A 17,963-nucleotide genomic window follows, 5' to 3' on the forward strand; every position below is an offset into this window, starting at 1 on the left:
GACATGACTGGGATCGCCCTCGTGCTGGCCATCGTCTTCATCGGCATCGTCCTCTTCTCCATCGAGGCGATTCCCCTGGAGGTGACGGCGCTCTCCATCGTCTGCCTGCTCGCGCTGACGGGAGTGCTGACGCCCGCGGAGGCCTTCGCCGGGTTCTCCAACGAGACGGTCATCTTCATCTTCGCGCTCCTGGCGATGACGGAGGGGCTGTCGGCGACGGGGGTGATGCACAGGGCCGGCAACTGGCTGGCCCGCCTGAACCGGCTCGGCCCTCGGGGGTTCCTCCTGGGGATGATGGTGCTCGTGGCGGTGTTCTCGGCCTTCGTCCCCAACACGGTCACCACGGCGGCCTTCCTCCCCGTGGCGCTCCGAGGAGCGAAGGCCGTCGGCCTGCGGCGGAGCGGGGTGCTCATGCCCCTCGCCTTCGCCTCCATCCTGGGCGGCATGGGATTCCTGTATGGGACCTCGACGAACCTGGTGGTCTCCGCACGTCTCGACGACCTCGGGATGGACCCCATTGGCCTCGTCGAGCTCACTCCGGCCGGCCTGCCCGCGGCGCTCCTCGGTGTCACCCTCATCCTCCTGCTGGCGCCGGTGGTCCTGCCCACCCGGACGGGTGTCCGCAAGGAGGAGCGGCCGGCTCGGGACCCCGCGTTTCTCCACTCCAAGGCCTTCCTCGCCCTCTCCATCTTCGTCACCGCGCTCGTCCTCGGCTCGTCCGGGCTCGTGCCGCTGGCCGCCGCGGGCGTGGCGGGAGTCCTCCTCATGGTCCTCACCGGCTGCCTGGATCCGAAGCGCGCATTCCGAATCGACTGGCGGGTGGTGCTGTTGATTGGCTCGATGATGGCGCTCGGCGTCGCCATGGAGAAGAGCGGGACGGGGCAATGGCTCGGAGGCCTCGCGGCCGAGCTTCTCGGGAGTGGGGGGGCCGCGGCTGGTGCTGCTCTGCATCATGCTGTTGACCGTGGTCCTCTCCGTTCCGATGAGCAACCAGGCCGCCGCGCTCGTGATGTTGCCCGTCGGGCTGAGCGCCGCCGCGGCGCTGGGCGTGAACCCCCGCACGTTCGCCATGGGGATCGCGCTCGCCGCCTCTTGCTCGTTCATCACCCCGCTCGAGCCGAGCTGCATGCTGGTGTACGGCCCCGGGCGCTACCGGTTCAGCGACTTCTTCCGGCTCGGAGGCCCCCTCACCGTGCTGATGCTCGTCGTGCTCCTCGTGCTCGTTCCGTGGGCCTGGCCCATGGAGGCGCATGGCCCGTTCGTCGGGGCCGCTCTTGATTCCTCTCGATGAGGGGGGGAAGGCCAGGCGGGCTGCGCGCGGCCCCGGAAAATGATCCGGAAAAGAAGGAGGAAACTCCTGAGGGGCGGGCCCGATAATCATTTTGTCAGGTCGCTGTTTCGCGCCCCACTCGAATCCAACCCCCCGAAATCCCAGGAGAATTTCAATGTCCCTCAGCTCCATCGCCAATGCCGGTATGAGCGCCATGGGTGGTCTGTCGAAGGCTCAGCAGGACATGCTGGCCAACGCCCCCGCCGAGATGAAGCCGTTCCTCGAGGCGCAGATGAAGATGCAGAAGGAGCAGGAGCTCACCCAGCTCATCACGCAGATGATGAAGCAGATGCACGAGATGGCGATGTCCGTCATCCGCAACATCGGCGGCTGATAGCACTCCAGGCCGTTGGGTAGTCCGAACCGGTCTCGCGGTCCTCGATAAGAGGCCTCGCGGGGCCGGTTTCGCTTTTGGGCCCTGTCGCTGCGCGGCGCCGAAAAAAAATGCCCCGGAAAAAGCAGGAGGAAACTCCTGAGGGGCAGGGCCGATAATCATTTCATCAGGTCGCTGTTTCGCGCCCCACTCGAATCCAACCCCCCGAATTCCCAGGAGAATTTCAATGTCCCTCAGCTCCATCGCCAATGCCGGTATGAGCGCCATGGGTGGTCTGTCGAAGGCTCAGCAGGACATGCTGGCCAACGCCCCCGCCGAGATGAAGCCGTTCCTCGAGGCGCAGATGAAGATGCAGAAGGAGCAGGAGCTCACCCAGCTCATCACGCAGATGATGAAGCAGATGCACGAGATGGCGATGTCCGTCATCCGCAACATCGGCGGCTGATAGCACTCCAGGCCGTTGGGTAGTTCGAACCGGTCTCGCGGTCCTCGATAAGAGGCCTCGCGGGGCCGGTTTCGCTTTTGGGCCCCAGGGCTCCTCGCGGCTGTTGCGAAGGAGCCGTTCGCTACCGCTCGAAGAACGACGCCTGCTGGAATCGCAGGCCGGCCAGGATCTGCTCCACCCGCGCGTCGGACAGCGACCCGATCCGTTCACCCAGGCGGGCCTTGTCGACCGAGGAGATCTGCGACACGACCACGACGCTCTGCTTGGGAAGGTTTCCCTCGCCCACCTCGAGCAGGACATTTCCCGGCTCGTTCGCCCGGTGCAGGTTCGACGTCAGTGCGCACACGACCACGGTCGTGATGCGCGAGTGGTTGAAGACGTCGTCCTGCACCACCACGTGGGGATGGGAGTAGCTCGGGACAGGCCCTCGCGAGTCATCCGGCCCGATCCAGAACACGTCACCGCGGTGGATCCTCGCTGGACGCGTGCCCGTGGGTTCTCCTGTGTCCGTCGTCATGGTGCGCTCGCGAAGGTACTGGAACCAGGCCTGCGCGCGGCCCCAAAAAAATGATCCGGAAAAGAAGGAGGAAACTCCTGGGGGGCGGGTCCGATAATCATTTTGTCAGGTCGCTGTTTCGCGCCCCACTCGAATCCAAACCACTGATTTTCCAGGAGAACTTCAATGTCCCTCAGCTCCATTGCCAACGCCGGTATGAGCGCCATGGGCGGTCTGTCGAAGGCCCAGCAGGACATGCTGGCCAACGCCCCCGCCGAGATGAAGCCGTTCCTCGAGGCGCAGATGAAGATGCAGAAGGAGCAGGAGCTCACCCAGCTCATCACGCAGATGATGAAGCAGATGCACGAGATGGCGATGTCCGTCATCCGCAACATCGGCGGCTGATAGCAACCCCAGCCGTTGGGTAGTCCGAACCGGTCTCGCGGTCCTCGATAAGAGGGCTCGCGGGGCCGGTTTCGCTTTGGGGCCCCAGGGCTGTTCCACTACGTCGAACCGAGCCTCATGAGGACTTCGGCAACTCCACCCGGGTGATTCGGGTTCTCGGTGAGCATGGCGTGGAAGCCACACTTCTCGAGGACGCGGATCGACGCGAGGTTGTGGAGAGCGACCCACGCATGAAGCGGCCGGGTGGGCTCGAGCACGAGAAACTCAGAGAGGGCCCGAGTGGCGATGCCTTTGCCCCAATGCTCGCGACCCATCCAGTAGCCGACGAAGCGCCTGGCATCCTGTTCCCAACTGCCGATGTTCCCAACGACCACGCTGCCCATGACGATGGTGCGGGTGACGTTTTCAGGGCGGAGAACCTTTGTGCGCCAGTGGGTCATGAACGCGTCGCGCTCCCGCGATGGAAATGCGGCCATGCGCAGCGCTTCCGGGTCGCGCTGGTGTTCGAAGAAGATGGGAAGGTCCTCATCTGTGACGTTGCGGAGGATCATTCTGAAAAGGCTCCGTCCAGTCTTCGTCCCGAGGGAGGTCGAGAGGCGAATGGCGGAAGGGTTCTATCTTGCTCGGGCATGACGAAGCGCGGGGCTGCGCGACGCCGAAAAAAAATGCCCCGGAAAAAGAAGGAGGAAACTCCTGAGGGGCGGGTCCGATAATCATTTTGTCAGGTCGCTGTTTCGCGCCCCACTCGAATCCAAACCACTGATTTTCCAGGAGAACTTCAATGTCCCTCAGCTCCATCGCCAACGCCGGTATGAGCGCCATGGGCGGTCTGTCGAAGGCTCAGCAGGACATGCTGGCCAACGCCCCCGCCGAGATGAAGCCGTTCCTCGAGGCGCAGATGAAGATGCAGAAGGAGCAGGAGCTCACCCAGCTCATCACGCAGATGATGAAGCAGATGCACGAGATGGCGATGTCCGTCATCCGCAACATCGGCGGCTGATAGCACTCCAGGCCGTTGGGTAGTCCGAACCGGTCTCGCGGTCCTCGATAAGAGGCCTCGCGGGGCCGGTTTCGCTTTTGGGGCGCTTGCTCCCCGGACGCTGTCCCGCGCCTCCTCGGAGCCCCGCGCCGGGAAATGCACCGGAAAATCCGCTGGAAACTCCGAAAAGGAGCCGGAGCGCACGCAGCTCCTCCTTCACGAGGAAGGAAGCAGCCAGGCGGGCCGCCGATTCGAAGCATTCGCGGAGCAGTCCGAACCGGTCTCACATGGCCCTCCCTGAGAGGTCACGTGGGGCCGGTTTCGCTTTGGCGGCCATTTTCCCCGGACAGGGCGGACTTGACGGCTTCCCGGCCCCTGGTTTCCACTCCCGGCCCTGGGGACATCAGGGGATTTCAAGGGGGAAAAAGCACTTCCGCGAGGTCACAGGAAACCTTCGGCGGGGTGGCTCGATAATGGAAATAACTGAAGCACAGCATGCGGCGCTTCGGCGCCGCACCCACAAGATGTCTTGACCCGGTGCGTAGGCCCTGCCGCGCACCAGCGAAAGAAAGGACGAACATCATGTCGACGAAGATCGGTGGTTCTCCGAACACCACGACCCTGGCCCGGACCAACACCGCGGAGCTGCAGACCCTGGGCGCCACCAAGGACGCCGGCCAGGTGCAGACCACGGCGGCCACCACGCAGACCGCCGCGCCGACCAACACCACGGTCGAGAATGATGTGTTCCGCAAGGACCGGTCCATCATGGACATCTTCTACTCGGTCGTCGGCAAGGGTCCTGCCACGCCCGCGACGCCGACGCCCGGTGATGCCTCCCACCCGTCGGGCAGCCTGAAGACGGACAAGAACGGCGTCATCACCACGCCGGGCGGCTACAAGATCGAGGCCACCAGCCAGTTCGAGTGGAAGATCACCGGTCCGGACGGCAAGAACACCCGCGTCTGGGGCGACCCGCACGTGGACGAGGGCGACGGCGGCAAGTGGGACTTCAAGCGCGACAGCACCTTCGTGCTCGGCGACGGCACCCGCATCAACTGCACCACCGCCCCCTACGGCAACGGCATGACGGTCTCTGCCAAGCTGGAGATCATCTCCGGCAACGACCGCGTGCAGGTCACCGACATCGACAAGGGCAAGGGCAAGACGGGCCCCGTCACCCAGGACGGCTACGCCAACGTCAACAGCTTCGGCGGCAAGGACGTCTTCGTCATGGGCAAGGAGACCGACGACTGGTCCTTCACCGGCAAGGAGATCATCGGCAGCAACAACGGCGGTGAGTCCTTCAAGCTCGGCAACAACCTGGCCGCGGGCGCCCCGGCCCCCGGCACCAACAAGCCCACGGACACCCAGAAGCCGATCGACTTCCTCGGCAAGCTCGGCGACCTCTTCAAGCAGATGTCCAAGCTCTTCGACACCCTGCGCAAGCTCACCGAGAAGCTCGAGAAGAACAACCCCTTCGAGCGCCCCACCCCCGGTGGCCCGCGCGGCGGTTGCTGGGTGGATCGCCGCCAGAGCAACCTGAAGACCAGCTTCGAGGACATCGGCCGCATGCTCGACAAGGCGGCGTCCCTGCGTGACCTGACCCGGAGCGTCTCCCAGAACCGCTACCTGACGTTCTGAGCTCTGGTCTAGACTCATCAGGCGGGGGGGTCCTGCGCGGCCCTCCCGTCTTTTTTTCCCACAGGTGCTCCCGTGAGCAATACCCCGCAGAAGTCCGCAGGTACCACGCGCGTCATTTCGGAAGAGCTCGGTGAGAAGCTCGTCGTCGGGGAGATCACCCCGGCGGAGTTCCTCGGCCTGTCCCAGGAGATGCTCTACGAGATCGCCACGCGCGGTCACGACATGCTGAAGACCGGGAAGCTTCAAGACGCCCTGGACATCTTCAAGGGGCTGGTCGCCGCTTCCCCCCACGACAGCGTCTTCCACTGCAACCTGGCGTCGACCTACGCCCACCTCGAGAAGTACGCCGAGGCCAAGGACGAGTACACCCGGGCGCTCGAGCTCAACATCGGCAACGTGGATGCCCTGGTGGGGCGCAGCGAGCTGTTCCTGCGCGAGGGCAACGTGCCCGCGGCGATCCAGGACATCCAGACGGCGCTGAAGCTGGATCCCGACGCCAAGCGCGAGAACACCAAGCGCGCGCGCGCCACCCTGACGATGCTCCAGCAGGCGGGGGCGGCCAAGAAGTAGCCGCCTCCAGGCGGGTGGGGCTAGCGGCGCTGGTACACCGCCGCGAGCGCCGAGCCCCAGTCCGTCTTCATCACCTTCATCTTCTGGAAGACGAGCTCGGGAGAGGCCAGCGTCTGGCCGGCCATGACGACCCTCGCCCCGGGCTTGAGCTCCTCCAGCTTGTGGGTGAGCTTCGCGATGAGCTCGGGGCCGTAGCAGGTGCCATGGGCGAACAGCACGTCGGCCTCGGAGAGATCCGTGGCCAGGAAGTCCCCATCGATGAAGTCGATGCGCTGCTGCTGGTGCTCCGGCCCCAGGCGGGGGCGGATCTCCGCGTCGTAGTGGCTCAGCACCTTGCGCGCCGCATCCCCCAGGCCGGGGAGCAGCTCGATGCCCACCACCCGGCGGAACGGGAAGGTGAGGGCGGCCAGGAACGTCGCCTTGCCCGTTCCGGAGCCCAGGTCGAAGAAGACCTCGCCCTCCTTGGGAGCGGCCGCGAGCATCACGTCGTGGAAGGCCGGCGGAATCACCTCGCCGTAGGTGGTAGCCGCCTCCTGCAGTCCCATCCGTTCCTTCTCGTGCCGGGCGATGTCGTAGCCGGAGAAGCTTGAGTAGAGCTGCTCGAAGATTTCCTGGGCGTGCGCGAGGTCCATGCACCCCATCTTACGGAAGGCCGCGTCCCGGGAGGACGCTCCTGTGAGGCCTGTCCTGTTTTTCCGGTAGGGAGCTTCCGTCGGTTCGGAAGCTCGTAGTAGCATCGAGGTTGACTTCTTCCGGTTTCCACCCACATGGCGAACTCCGACCCTGATGTCTCCGCGCCCGACCTGCTCCAGCATGCGATGCAGGGCTTCCAGATGTACGAGCAGGGGCGCTACGACGAGGCGCGTGTCATCTTCCAGGAGCTGTTGGCGCTGGATCCCACGGAGGGCTACTACCGCACGGCCCTGGGGGCCACGTGCCTGGCGGTGGACGAGCTCGACGAGTCGCTGGTGCACTTCAACGAGGCCATCCGCCTCAATGACGCGGACACCGCGGCGCTGATCAACCGGGGGGAGGTCCACCTGCGCCTGGGCAACATCATGGACGCCGTCCACGACTTCACGCGCGTGGTGGAGTTGGACCCGGAGAACAAGGATCCCCTGACGGAGCGTGCGCGTGTCCTGGCCGCCGCGGCCCTCCAGAGCGCCGAGGACGCCCAGCGGGATGCCGCCGTCGCCGGGGGCCGCAAGGAGTAGCCGGCACGCCTGCCTGGATGCTGGAAAGCGTCCGGCGGCGGAGTAGGTGGGGTGGAGGCTTGGGAAAGTAACCGGGTCTCGCTAGGATTGCGGACTGAATGTCCGCCCAGAGCAACAGCAACAGCTTTCTGTCCAAGTACTCCGACATCGTCCTGGCGTGCGTGGTGGTGGCCATCATCGGGATGATGATCGTCCCGCTGCCGCCGCTGCTGCTGGACGTGCTGCTCACCCTGAACATCAGCATCTCGGTGGTGCTGCTGCTCATCTCCCTGTACGTCCCCACGGCCCTGCGGCTGTCGGTGTTCCCGACGCTGCTGCTCATCACCACGATATTCCGGCTGGCGCTCACCATCTCCACGACGCGGCTCATCCTGCTCACCGGAGACCCGGGCGAGGTGGTCGAGGCCTTCGGTCACTTCGTGGTGGCGGGCAACATGGTCGTGGGTCTGGTCATCTTCGTCATCCTCGTCATCGTCAACTTCATCGTGATCGCCAAGGGCAGCGAGCGCGTCGCCGAAGTGGCCGCGCGCTTCACCCTGGACGCCATGCCCGGCAAGCAGATGTCCATCGACGCGGATCTGCGCGCCGGCTCCATCGACCAGGACGAGGGCAAGCGCAAGCGCCGCGACCTGGAGCGCGAGAGCCAGCTCTTCGGCGCCATGGACGGCGCGATGAAGTTCGTGAAGGGCGACGCCATCGCCAGCATCATCATCACCGTCATCAACATCGTCGGTGGCCTCATCATCGGCGTGATGCAGAAGGGCATGGAGGTGGGCGCCGCGGCCGAGAAGTACACGCTGCTCACCATCGGTGACGGTCTGGTCGGAATGATTCCCGCCATCCTCATCTCCACCTGCGCCGGTATCATCGTGACGCGCGTGGGCGGCGACGAGGAGGGCAACCACCTCGGCAAGGACGTGGGCACGCAGCTCACCGCCTACCCGAAGGCCATCGCCATCGCCGCGGGCATGCTCGTGGTGCTCGGCCTCATCCCCGGTCTGCCCAAGATTCCCTTCTTCCTGCTCGCGGCCGGCGCCGGCTACGGCGCCTGGTCGATGATGAAGAAGCAGAATGAGCTGGCGGCGGGCGAGGCCGCGGGCCTCACCGGCGAGACGCCCGAGGGAGAGACGCCCTCGGCCACCGAGCCGCAGCCCAAGGAGGCCATCAACCCGGACTCCGAGCTCTTCATCCCCGTCGTCACGCCCATCGTCCTGGAGGTCTCCGACGCCCTGGTGCCCTACGTGGACTCGCGCCAGGACAACGGCAAGTTCCTCTTCGAGCTCATCCCCTTCATGCGCGACGGCCTCTTCGTCGAAATGGGCGTGCGCTTCCCGGGCGTGCGTGCCCGCGGCAACTCGAACCTGCCTCCCGGCGCCTACCAGATTCAGATCAACGAAGTGCCCGTGGTGACGGGCCAGGCCACCCTGGGCCACGTGCTCGTCAACGACACCGTCGAGCGTCTGAAGCTGATGAACATCCAGGGCTTCGAGGCCATCAACCCCGCCACCCGCCAGTCCGCCGCGTGGGTACCCGAGCATCACAAGGGCACGCTCGAGGCCGCGGGCCTCACCACCTGGGATGTGCCCGGCTACATCATCCTCCACCTGGCCGCCGTGCTGCGCCGCCAGGCGCGCGAGTTCATCGGCGTCCAGGAGACGCAGTCGATGCTCGACCAGTTGGAGAAGGCCTTCCCCGCCATCGTGAAGGAAGTGGTTCCCAAGGTCGTCACCGTGCTCAAGCTCACGGACATTCTCGGGCGCCTCGTGGAGGAGGAGATCTCCATCCGCGACCTGCGCGGCATCCTCCAGGCCCTCGCCGAGTACGGCCAGGTCGAGGCCGACAACGTCATGCTCACCGAGCATGTGCGCTCCAGCCTGCGGCGCTACGTGTCCCACAAGTTCGCCCGCGGCACCGGCACCCTGGTCGTCTACCTGTTGGATCCGCAGATCGAGGAGGCCATTCGCGGCTCCATCAAGCGCACCTCCGCCGGTACCCACCTGGCCCTCGAGCCGGACATCGCCCAGGAGATCGTCCAGGCCGTCAAGTCCGAGTGCGGCCACCTGCCGCCCAGCGCGCAGCGCCCCGTCATCCTCACCGCCATGGACATCCGGCGCTACGTCCGCAAGCTGCTCGAGTACGAGTTCAACCCGCCCTTCTCCGTCGTCTCCTTCCAGGAGCTGTCGCCGGAGCTCAACATCCAGCCGGTGGCGCGTATCTCCATCCGGTAGTGGGGAACCCGGGTGCTCCCGGCACCCTCACCCCGACCCTCTCCCGGTGGGAGAGGGGGGGATGCGTGAGAGGGGGGGAGGGAGGTACAGGGTGGGGCGCTCAGACGCCCACGAACAGGGCGATCAGCACGCCCATCGCCATCACGAAGATGACTCCCAGCGCCACCAGCGGGATGTAGCGCTTCACATCCGTCTCGGCCACCTCGTCCTGCGCCGGCTCGTTCCGGCGAATCACGGGCGGCGGCGGCGCGGGCCTCACGGGCTCCTCCACCGGGGCCTCCGGCTCGGCCACCGGCTCCGGCTGTGCCGCGGCGGGCTCCTCGGCCTCCGGCTCACCGCTGGCCGCCGCCTCCTGCTCGGCCTCCGCGGGCTCTTCCGCCGGCTTCCCGGTGGCCGCCGCTCGCTTCCCCGACGACGGGCGCTCGCGCGCGGCCGGCAGCGGACTCGTCCTCGAGCTGGGCTCTTCCTCCGAGGAGGCCACCTGCACGGACAGCGCCTCGGACTGCTCCTCGGGCGCCTCGGACGGGCACACGTAGACGAAGCGGACGCCACCGACTTCCAGCTCGTCCCCGTCCTTCAGCGTCTTGCGGTTGATCCGCTTGCGGTTGACCTTGATGCCGTTGCGGCTCCCCAGGTCCTCCACGTGCGTGCCCGACCAGTCGCGCCGCACCTTCACGTGCCGCCGCGAGATGAGATCGTCCCGGAACACAACGTCCGCCGAGTCGTCCCGGCCGATGACGAACTCCTGGGCGTCGTTGACCTCCAGGCGCTCGCCCTCGCGCGGGCCGTTCATCACCCGCAGGTAGCGCTCCTCGCCACCCGACAGGCCCCGCATCACGTCCTTCACCATGTTGCGGGCGACGAAGGACGTCTTCTGCGATTCCACGTCGTGCGGCAGCTCCGCCACCTTGTCGAAGCGCACGTCGAACTGCGCGATGACGATGACGTCACCGTTGCGCAGCAGCCGCTTCTCGCCCTTGGGCAGCGGCTTGCCGTTCACCTGCGTGCCGTACGCACTGCCCAGGTCCTCCAGGAAGAAGAGGTTGCCTTCCTGGGTGATGCGGGCATGGCTGCGCGACACGGCCTGCTGCGCCAGCACCACCTGGCAGGCCTTGTCGCGGCCCAGGGTGATGACGGCGTCGTCCAGGACGAACTCGGTGGGTTGTCCACCGGCTTCACTGCTCTGCTTGACGGTTAGCCTGACGCTCATCGCGATGGCGGGGGGCGAGGTTCCGGGCGGGCGCTAGTACGACTGCGCGCTGAGGAACTTTTCGCACGTCTCCGACTCCGTGGGGAAATCCTCCACCGAGCCGTACTTGAGGAAGTTCTTGCACGCAACCTCGGCGTGCTGGCGCTTCTGGCCGTTCGCGTAGATCTCGAACAGGCCGTAGTGGCAGGGCGCGTATTTGCCGTCCTGCTTGAGGCAACTCTTGTAGGTCCGCTCCTCGTCGGCCAGCAGCCCCTCGTCCTTGTACTTGCGCGCCAGCATGAAGAGGGACTCCGCGCTGCCCTCCGCCCGCTGCGTGTCGCGGAACTGCTTGAGGCCCGCGTCCGCCAGGGCCGCCTTCTTCTTGGCGATGGTCAGGTTGTTGAGACACACCGCGTGGTCCTCCTTGAGCGCCACACAGCTCCCGAAGGAATGCACGGCGTCCGGATAGCGGGCCAGCTCCATCTGCACCGCGCCCAGGTTGTTCCACCACTCGGGGTTCAGGTTGGGGGCGAGCTGCACGGACTTCAGCATCTCCGCGGCGGCCTCGTCCGGGCTGCCCTGGTGGTAGCGCACGATGCCCAGGTCATGGTGGGCCTGGGCGTTGTTGGGGTCCACCACCAGCAGGGTGAGGAACTCCTTCTCCGCCTTGTCCAGCTTCTTCAGGTTGATGTAGGTGAGCCCCAGGTTGTAGCGGGCCTCGATGTAGTCGGGGTTCACCTTCAGCGCGCGCTGGAAGCTGTCGTGGGCCTTTCCGTAGGCCTGCTCGTCCAGGTACAGCTTGCCCAGGTTCATGTACGAGGCCGCGTGATCCTGGTTGAAGCGGATGGCCTTGATGAAGTGATCCCTCGCCAGCTTCTTGTTGCCCGAGTACATGGCGATGAGGCCCTTGTTGGCCCACAGGTCCGCGTACTGGGGAGCGAACTCCAGTCCGAGGTCGCAATACACCTCGGCCTGCTTGAGATCCCCCCTGGCGATCTCCTGCGTGCACAGCTCGTTGTTCACGAGGGCCCGGTCGGACGGAGGCGGGGTGGTGACGCAGGCGGAGGCCAGGAACAGGGGGATGGCGAGGACGGAGCGGAGGGCAGACATGACAGGTGGGAGTGTAGGAGAGGCCCCCCACCCGGATCAACGCCCCCCAACCAGGAGATTCCGTGCGGTTTCAGTGGTTTAGCCACCGCCGGGGGACGCTAGAGTCCGGCCCCATGCGCTCGCTTCTGCTCGTCCTTGGCCTCTCGGTGGCCTTCTTCGCGGCCACCCCCGCCCACGCCCAGTTCGCCAACCGCAGCCTCGGCCTGTCGGCTGGCTACATGAGCTTCAACAACACGGCCACCCTCAACGACACCGTGTTCCTCGGTTTCGACGCCAGCCTCTACATCGAGGGCGGCTTCGAGGCCGTCTCGCTGACGAAGATCGCCTTCCCGGAGGATCCCATCAGCGGGAAGCGGGTGGTGGGCCTGGCCCCCTCGCTCGGCATCCGCTACCTCTTCCTGGAGGAGTCCATCCGGCCCTACCTGGGCGCGGACCTGAGCTACCTGCACGTCTTCAAGCCGCAGGGAGACTCGAGCTTCTTCGGCGTCGGGCCCAACGCGGGCATCGAGTTCTTCGTGTCCGACTCCATCAGCCTGGGCGCCCGGGCGCAGTTCAACGTCTACCTGTCGCTGTCGGAGCAGGTGCAGACGTCGCTCATCCTGTCGGGCGGCACGGCCGTCTACTTCTAGTCCCAGGCCACCGCACGCGCCGTGCCCCCGGGCCGGGTGCCGGGGGAGGGCAGCAGGGCCGCGGCCACCAGCAGCGTCCACTTCTCGTCCGAGAGGTGGGCCGGCTTCTCCAGGGCCAGCAGCTCCTGCAGCTTCGTGCCGAGCGCGGAGAAGAGGCGCAGGCGGGCCTCCATCCGCAGCTCCTCGCGCCGCAGGGCCGCGGAGAGCACCAGCTCCCGCGCCTCGGCGCTCAACCGCTTCACCCGGGAGACGAAGAGGGGATCCGCCAGCAGCCCCTCGTCCGCCGGGGCCCCGAGGGCCGAGGGCGCCTTGAGGCGGCGCTCGCGCACGACGATGGTGCCTGCGAGCATGTCCCCCAGCCGTTGCTGCGAGCCGGACAGCAGCGCCGTCACTCCGCCCACCAGGTAGAAGAAGGGCAGCCGGTCCACCGGCCGCGCCAGGTTGCGCAGTGCGGCGTGGTAGAAGCCGATGCGCACGCCGCTGCGCTGGATGACGCGCAGGTCCATCACCCGCTTGCCCACCGTCTGCCCGCTCCAGGCCGTCTCCAGGGCGATGCCATAACCCCAGTCCACCAGGAAGTAGAGGACGAAGCCCACGGCGCTGGCGAAGCCGGGGGTGGCGAACAGCGCCATGCTCAGCCCCATCACGAGGGCCATCGTGCAGGCGCCGACGATGAGCGCGTCCATCAGCCACGCGAGGAAGCGCGAGTAGAGGCCCGCGAGCGTGAAGCGGAACTCCACGTACTCGGGGGTGAGCACGGTGTGGCTGCCGTCGAGGAGGGTGTCGGGCGCGTCCGTCACGGCCCCCACTCTAGAATATTTCCGGCCGCTCGACGTCCCGAGTGCCATCCGTGACAATCATGCTGAACGGTCCGGGCCCCTGGCCCGCGTTCATCCCCTGGGAGGGGGGTTCCCCATGCGTTTTGGTGCTCGCAGTCTCGCTGCCGCTCTGGTGCTGTTCGCCTCTGGCTCCGCTTCCGCCGTGGAGCTGAACTATCAGTGGAAGAAGGGGGATGTGCATCGCTTCCAGTACGAGGATGACTCCACCATCGAGATGAAGATGCCCGGCGGCATGGGCGGGATGCCCGGCATGGGCATGCAGATGCCCGGCATGGAGATGGGCAAGGGCGGCATGAACGTGCGGATGAAGGTCCAGTCCGTCTTCAGCCAGAAGGTGCTCTCGGTGCGCCCGGATGGCACCGCCGAGGTGGAGCTCACCCTCGAGAAGATGGACCTGGTCGGCGCCGACAAGCGCGTCACCACCATCGACAAGATCCCCGCCGCGGCGAAGAAGGTGAAGGCCGAGGTGGACCGCAAGGGCAACGCGAAGTTCTACAAGATGGTGACGGTCTACATCCAGGAAGGCCGCACCGTGGTGGGCGTGCACAACCTGAAGGCGGGCCCCCGGGGCGCCAGCGCCTCGATGACCGCGGGCGACACGCGCGTGGAAGTGGTGGCCGCGGTGGACCCGAAGAAGGGCACCATCACCCTGGCCATGGAGGAGAAGAAGGCGCCGCCTCCGGCGCTCAAGGCCGTGAAGATCAAGGAGGAGGATCCCTCCGTGGACGTCCTCCCCAAGCAGATCTTCGACATGATGGTGCTCCCCGAGGGCGACATGACGCCGGGTGGCCGCTACGAGGTGACCACGCCCATGGGCGCCATGGCGACGACGCTCGCCGAGATCGAGAACAACCTGGCCCAGATGCGCACCACCGTGGCCCAGAAGACCGAGGTCCCCGCCGAGGCCGGCGAGGAGAGCGAGCTCGGCGGCGCCGACGTGGAGGCCGGTGACGAGGACGAGGGCGCTCAGGCCATGGGCGGGATGGACATGGGCGGCATGGGCGGGATGAACATGGGCGGCGGCAAGCCGGGCAAGGGCGGCGGCTCGGGCGCGAGCATGGGCATGAACGTCGACGTGGACGTGACCACCGGCTTCGACGTGGCGGCCGGCCGGCTCGTCCGCATCGAGGGCACCCAGGTCATGGACCAGTCCATGGGCGGCATGGGCGGCATGAAGGTCCGCTCGCGCTTCTCCCTGCAGCGGCTGTAATCAGGCCGCCCGCCAGCGGGCCCGGAGCCACTCCGAGGCGTGGTGCCGTGCGAAGAGCCGGCCCACGCCGTGCTCGTCCACGAGCTCCCAGACTCCCATCCCGCCCTTCCGCTCGAGTCCCTTGAACATCACCCGGCCGGCGTACCGGAACACCTCCGCCAGCTCGCCCGTCGGGTGGAAGCCCACTGTCAGCTTCAAGGGCTCGGGCGGGAAGAAGTAGCGCTGGTGGATGTCCGGATGCAGCGTGTCCGGCGCCACCTCGACCTGGCAGAAGAAGCGCTGATCCCCCACCGTCTCCTGGTAGGCCAGCAGCGTCTCCTCGGAGACCGCGACGCCCGCGTTGTAGATGTCTCCCGGCGCGTCCTCTCCCTGCTTCGCGGCGTCCTCCAACGCGTCCCGCAGCGACTGCTCCAACGCCCGCCTCGCGCCCTCCACGTCTCCCGCCTTCAGCGCCGCACGGGCCTCGGCCTCGGCGGAGTAGGGCACCTGCACGGACAGCGGCGCGCCCACGAACACCAGCCAGGGATGCGCCAGCCAGGGGTTGCCCCGCCGCTGCCGCTCCTGCGTGAGCAGCGCGTCCGCCTTCGCCCGCGCCGCCCCCGAGCGCGCCGTGCCCCGGGCGCTCTCGTTGATGCGATCCGCGATCGCCACCTTGGAGAGGCCGAACACGTCATCCTCCAGCGTGATGATCAGCGGCGCCGGGCCGTACGAGATGAACACGCCCGCCTCCAGGCCCTCGCCCCGGCCTCGCGCCAGCGCCGCCTCCTTCTCCCGCTGGATGATGGCGCGCACCCCCGGCCGGGCCGCTTGCAGCTTGCGCTCGTACTCCTCCTCGATGGCCTTCAGCCCCGCTTCCACCTGCTCGCGGGAGATGGTCTGCGCCAGGCGCTTCTCGTAGGACACGAGCTGGCGGCGGATGGCCACCCCGAGCGCCACCAACCGGTCCACCGTCCCGCTCAGCGAGAGCGCGTCTCCCAGCAGGTTGTTGACCGAGACGCCTCCCTTGTCGGTCAGCTGCGACATGCCCCCATAGAGCGCCTTCGCGTCGGCGAGGATGGGCAGGTAGAACTCCCGCCGCAGGAAGTCCGCCATCGCCGCGCCGCCGAGCAACTGCGTGCGCCGGGTGAAGTCCTTCACGTCCACGAACAGGTGCGCCACCGGGGCGCTCACCGCCGAGCGCAGCAGCGGCCCCGGCTTCGTGGAGAGCTGGTAGAGCCGTCCGGCCTGGTACTCCGCCTCCAGCCCGCCCTCCACCTCCTCGCCGGTGCGCGCCTCCATCATGCGCCGCAGCGGGAACACGGAGCGCTCCAGCCACAGGTCACAGACGAACCCGGTGGCGGCGCTCGCGTAGCGGGTGTGCGCCTTGGCTCGCGAGAGCCCGGCCATCGCCGCTGGATCCTTGGCCGAATACTCCTTGAGGCGGGCGGCCACGTCGTTCAGCGCCTCGGCCGAGGCGCCCTTCAGCGTGTCCGTGTAGGTCCGCAGCTCCTTCACCAGATGCTTGCGCTCCTTGTCCCCGGCGAGCAGGGCCGTCAGCTCCGCGGGGCGGGTGGCGAGCGCCCGCAGATACTCCGTCAGGGCCGCCTGGAAACCGCCGCCCTCGCCCAGGCGCACCGCGCGCACCAGGGACTCGCGCAGGGCGCTCAGGCCCACCGCCAGCTCGGCCTTGCGCGCCAGCACCTCGTCCTTCGAGAGCACCTGCTCCAGCGTGGCCCGCACCGTGTCCACCGGCAGGCCGCCGGGATACTGGGCCACCAGCTTCTCCGCCTCGGGGACTCCGGCCAGCAGCTCGCAGCCGTAGAGCGTGGAGCCGCCCGTCAGCAGCAGCTTCGTGCCTCCCAGCACCGCCATGGGCCCCAGTGCCGACTCGATGCGCGCGGCGAGCGCCTCGGAGGGCTGGGCCTCGCGCACCGCCCGCTCCACGCCCAGCCGCAGCGCGAGGTACAGGCCGGTGGCCGTGCCCGTCACCCACTGGCGCTGCACCAGGGCCGGCAACTCCAGCGTGCGCAGCGCGCCCTCCACGCCCGGCAGCAGCGAGGACAACATCAACGGCACCAGGGCCGGTGTCTCCTCGCGCCCGCGCGACTCCTTCATCTCCACGAAGGCGCGCCGCATCAGCTCGATGACCAGCGCCACCAGCGAGCGTCCTCCGCCCCCCGGTCCCAGCCAGGCCGCCATCACCCCGCCGGTAAGCAGCGGGTGCGTGAGCGTGGCCAGGTCCGCGGTGGCTCGCGTGTCCGGGCCGCCCGTGCCGGGCGACAGCGTCGGCGGCAGCGGGGGCAGGGTGGCGTACTCCTCCACCAGCAGGAAGCGATCGAACTCCCCGGTGGAGACGAGGTCCCGGTGCCGGGACAGCAGCATCACCGCGAGCTGGCGCACGCCCTGGGGAAAGAGCGCGGCGGCCTCGGGGGTGATGTGGAAGGGCAGCCGCAGCTCCGCCAGCGACACCCCCAACGAGAAGCGCAGCCTGCCCGGCTCCAGGCGCAACAGCTCGGATGTGCGGCCGTGGAACTGGCCCGCCAGCTCGACACGGCGTTGCGCGATGGGCGAGACCACGGCCCCCTGTGCCGGCAGACTCATGGCCTCGACTATTTCACTTTTTCAGCCCGCCTTGAACTGGGCCGCCCCGTCGTAGAGCGCGTTGGAGTTCGCTCCCGGCAGCGTGTCCTCCAGCGTCTGCCCGTCCGAGGCCGTCACCCGGACCTTGATGGGGCCGGTGCCCATGCCGGCGGGCTCGACGAAGTAGTTGTAGCTCTCGCGCTTGACGTTCACCCAGGCGCCGTTCTTCCAGTACTCGAGCTTCGTCACGGGCACGCGGTGGTTGCGCACCTGGATGGCGGTCCACCACTGCGAACTCCCGTCCTTGAGGTGGTAGCGGATGGGGCCCTGCACGTCGCACGTCACCATGCGCCAGCGCACGTTCACCCGGCCGTCGATGGGGTTGGCGATCTTCGCGAAGGCCTCGCGGCTGAGGTCCAGGTGGCCCCGGGTGGGGCAGTCCGGGCACGAGTCCACGATGCGCACGCGCAGGTTGCCCTTGGGGCCTTCAATCTCCACGCACGAGCCGCACACCGCGCTGTTCTCGTACTGGCCGATGTTCATCGCGGCCACGTCCAGGTTCTCCGGGCTGGGCTGAAAGCTGCAGTTGCCCTCGCCGTTCGCGTCGTAGAAGGTGATGAGGCCGTTCTGGAACTCGCCGAGGGCCCGCAGGGCACCGCCAGGGTCGGTGGGGCCACAGGCCGTGAGCAGCGGGAACAGGATCGCCGCGAGCCAGCGGGCGGGAGCGGTCTTCTCGAAGCGCATGACGGAATCTCCTCTCAGCGGGGAAGCGGGCCGGGAGT

The 17,963-nt window shown here is 67.3% G+C and carries 19 protein-coding genes and 1 pseudogene; 12 read left to right on the plus strand and 8 right to left on the minus strand.

Features of this window, described 5'->3' with window-relative positions; genetic code table 11:
• Window positions 1–3 precede the first annotated feature (3 nt).
• The 4 genes and pseudogenes from ACN28I_RS44650 to ACN28I_RS44665 form a co-directional block, all read left to right on the plus strand.
• Window positions 4–279: pseudogene (locus ACN28I_RS44650) on the plus strand (SLC13 family permease); the annotation flags it as partial.
• Window positions 280–982: 703 nt separating this feature from the next.
• Window positions 983–1,291, plus strand: a complete 309-nt coding sequence (locus ACN28I_RS44655) for an anion permease (RefSeq protein ID WP_420948834.1) — start codon at window positions 983–985, stop codon at window positions 1,289–1,291.
• A 154-nt stretch (window positions 1,292–1,445) separates the two neighbouring features.
• Window positions 1,446–1,664, plus strand: coding sequence for a hypothetical protein (locus ACN28I_RS44660; protein ID WP_420947964.1), 219 nt, complete (start codon window positions 1,446–1,448; stop codon window positions 1,662–1,664).
• 226 nt (window positions 1,665–1,890) lie between these two features.
• Window positions 1,891–2,109 carry a hypothetical protein gene (locus ACN28I_RS44665; protein ID WP_420947964.1) on the plus strand — a complete coding sequence of 73 codons (219 nt, stop codon included), beginning with the start codon at window positions 1,891–1,893 and terminating at the stop codon, window positions 2,107–2,109.
• Window positions 2,110–2,230: 121 nt separating this feature from the next.
• On the opposite strand, the gene ACN28I_RS44670 is transcribed toward ACN28I_RS44665, so the two are convergent.
• The gene (locus tag ACN28I_RS44670; protein ID WP_420947969.1) at window positions 2,231–2,626 is read right to left on the minus strand and encodes a type II toxin-antitoxin system PemK/MazF family toxin; all 396 of its coding nucleotides are present in this window, start codon (window positions 2,624–2,626) and stop codon (window positions 2,231–2,233) included.
• Window positions 2,627–2,791: 165 nt separating this feature from the next.
• On the opposite strand from ACN28I_RS44670, the gene ACN28I_RS44675 reads away from it, so the two are divergent.
• Entirely contained in the window at window positions 2,792–3,010 is a 219-nt protein-coding gene (locus tag ACN28I_RS44675) for a hypothetical protein (RefSeq protein ID WP_420947964.1), read from the plus strand.
• A 98-nt stretch (window positions 3,011–3,108) separates the two neighbouring features.
• Here ACN28I_RS44675 and ACN28I_RS44680 read toward each other — a convergent pair whose 3' ends face one another.
• Complete coding sequence (locus tag ACN28I_RS44680) at window positions 3,109–3,561, minus strand: GNAT family N-acetyltransferase (RefSeq protein ID WP_420947970.1); 453 nt, start codon at window positions 3,559–3,561, stop codon at window positions 3,109–3,111.
• A gap of 230 nt (window positions 3,562–3,791) precedes the next feature.
• On the opposite strand from ACN28I_RS44680, the gene ACN28I_RS44685 reads away from it, so the two are divergent.
• The 3 genes from ACN28I_RS44685 to ACN28I_RS44695 all read left to right on the plus strand — a co-directional run bounded on the left by ACN28I_RS44685 (window position 3,792) and on the right by ACN28I_RS44695 (window position 6,203).
• Window positions 3,792–4,010 (plus strand): hypothetical protein, encoded by a 219-nt coding sequence (locus ACN28I_RS44685; RefSeq protein WP_420947964.1) that lies wholly within the window; start codon window positions 3,792–3,794, stop codon window positions 4,008–4,010.
• A 561-nt stretch (window positions 4,011–4,571) separates the two neighbouring features.
• Complete coding sequence (locus tag ACN28I_RS44690; RefSeq protein ID WP_420947971.1) at window positions 4,572–5,633, plus strand: DUF1521 domain-containing protein; 1,062 nt, start codon at window positions 4,572–4,574, stop codon at window positions 5,631–5,633.
• A gap of 72 nt (window positions 5,634–5,705) precedes the next feature.
• Window positions 5,706–6,203: a tetratricopeptide repeat protein gene (locus ACN28I_RS44695; protein ID WP_420947972.1), complete on the plus strand. Its 498-nt coding sequence runs from the start codon at window positions 5,706–5,708 to the stop codon at window positions 6,201–6,203.
• Window positions 6,204–6,223: 20 nt separating this feature from the next.
• Here the strand turns inward: ACN28I_RS44695 and ACN28I_RS44700 are convergent, their stop codons facing one another.
• On the minus strand, window positions 6,224–6,835 hold the full coding sequence (locus ACN28I_RS44700; protein ID WP_420947973.1) for an SAM-dependent methyltransferase: 612 nt from the start codon (window positions 6,833–6,835) through the stop codon (window positions 6,224–6,226).
• Window positions 6,836–6,970: 135 nt separating this feature from the next.
• Between ACN28I_RS44700 and ACN28I_RS44705 the strand changes: the two genes are divergently transcribed.
• Complete coding sequence (locus ACN28I_RS44705) at window positions 6,971–7,417, plus strand: tetratricopeptide repeat protein (RefSeq protein ID WP_420947974.1); 447 nt, start codon at window positions 6,971–6,973, stop codon at window positions 7,415–7,417.
• Between the two features lie 98 nt (window positions 7,418–7,515).
• On the plus strand, window positions 7,516–9,645 hold the full coding sequence (gene sctV / locus ACN28I_RS44710) for a type III secretion system export apparatus subunit SctV (protein ID WP_420947975.1): 2,130 nt from the start codon (window positions 7,516–7,518) through the stop codon (window positions 9,643–9,645).
• Window positions 9,646–9,745: 100 nt separating this feature from the next.
• Here sctV and ACN28I_RS44715 read toward each other — a convergent pair whose 3' ends face one another.
• Window positions 9,746–10,855, minus strand: a complete 1,110-nt coding sequence (locus ACN28I_RS44715; RefSeq protein ID WP_420947976.1) for an FHA domain-containing protein — start codon at window positions 10,853–10,855, stop codon at window positions 9,746–9,748.
• A 33-nt stretch (window positions 10,856–10,888) separates the two neighbouring features.
• Window positions 10,889–11,944: a tetratricopeptide repeat protein gene (locus ACN28I_RS44720; protein ID WP_420947977.1), complete on the minus strand. Its 1,056-nt coding sequence runs from the start codon at window positions 11,942–11,944 to the stop codon at window positions 10,889–10,891.
• 113 nt (window positions 11,945–12,057) lie between these two features.
• On the opposite strand from ACN28I_RS44720, the gene ACN28I_RS44725 reads away from it, so the two are divergent.
• Window positions 12,058–12,573: an outer membrane beta-barrel protein gene (locus ACN28I_RS44725; RefSeq protein ID WP_420947978.1), complete on the plus strand. Its 516-nt coding sequence runs from the start codon at window positions 12,058–12,060 to the stop codon at window positions 12,571–12,573.
• On the opposite strand, the gene ACN28I_RS44730 is transcribed toward ACN28I_RS44725, so the two are convergent.
• Window positions 12,570–13,421 carry an RDD family protein gene (locus ACN28I_RS44730; RefSeq protein WP_420947979.1) on the minus strand — a complete coding sequence of 284 codons (852 nt, stop codon included), beginning with the start codon at window positions 13,419–13,421 and terminating at the stop codon, window positions 12,570–12,572. The genes ACN28I_RS44725 and ACN28I_RS44730 overlap by 4 nt on opposite strands.
• 67 nt (window positions 13,422–13,488) lie before the next feature.
• On the opposite strand from ACN28I_RS44730, the gene ACN28I_RS44735 reads away from it, so the two are divergent.
• A complete protein-coding gene (locus tag ACN28I_RS44735; protein ID WP_420947980.1) occupies window positions 13,489–14,622 on the plus strand; it encodes a hypothetical protein in 1,134 nt (377 codons plus the stop codon).
• Here the strand turns inward: ACN28I_RS44735 and ACN28I_RS44740 are convergent, their stop codons facing one another.
• Both ACN28I_RS44740 and ACN28I_RS44745 read right to left on the minus strand, forming a co-directional pair.
• Window positions 14,623–17,202, minus strand: coding sequence for a hypothetical protein (locus tag ACN28I_RS44740; RefSeq protein ID WP_420947981.1), 2,580 nt, complete (start codon window positions 17,200–17,202; stop codon window positions 14,623–14,625).
• Window positions 17,203–17,223: 21 nt separating this feature from the next.
• The gene (locus ACN28I_RS44745) at window positions 17,224–17,925 is read right to left on the minus strand and encodes an expansin EXLX1 family cellulose-binding protein (RefSeq protein ID WP_420947982.1); all 702 of its coding nucleotides are present in this window, start codon (window positions 17,923–17,925) and stop codon (window positions 17,224–17,226) included.
• Between the last annotated feature and the right edge of the window lie 38 nt (window positions 17,926–17,963).

It is taken from the genome of Archangium gephyra (genome assembly GCF_049060025.1).
In the GTDB taxonomy this organism is placed as follows: domain Bacteria; phylum Myxococcota; class Myxococcia; order Myxococcales; family Myxococcaceae; genus Archangium; species Archangium gephyra_A.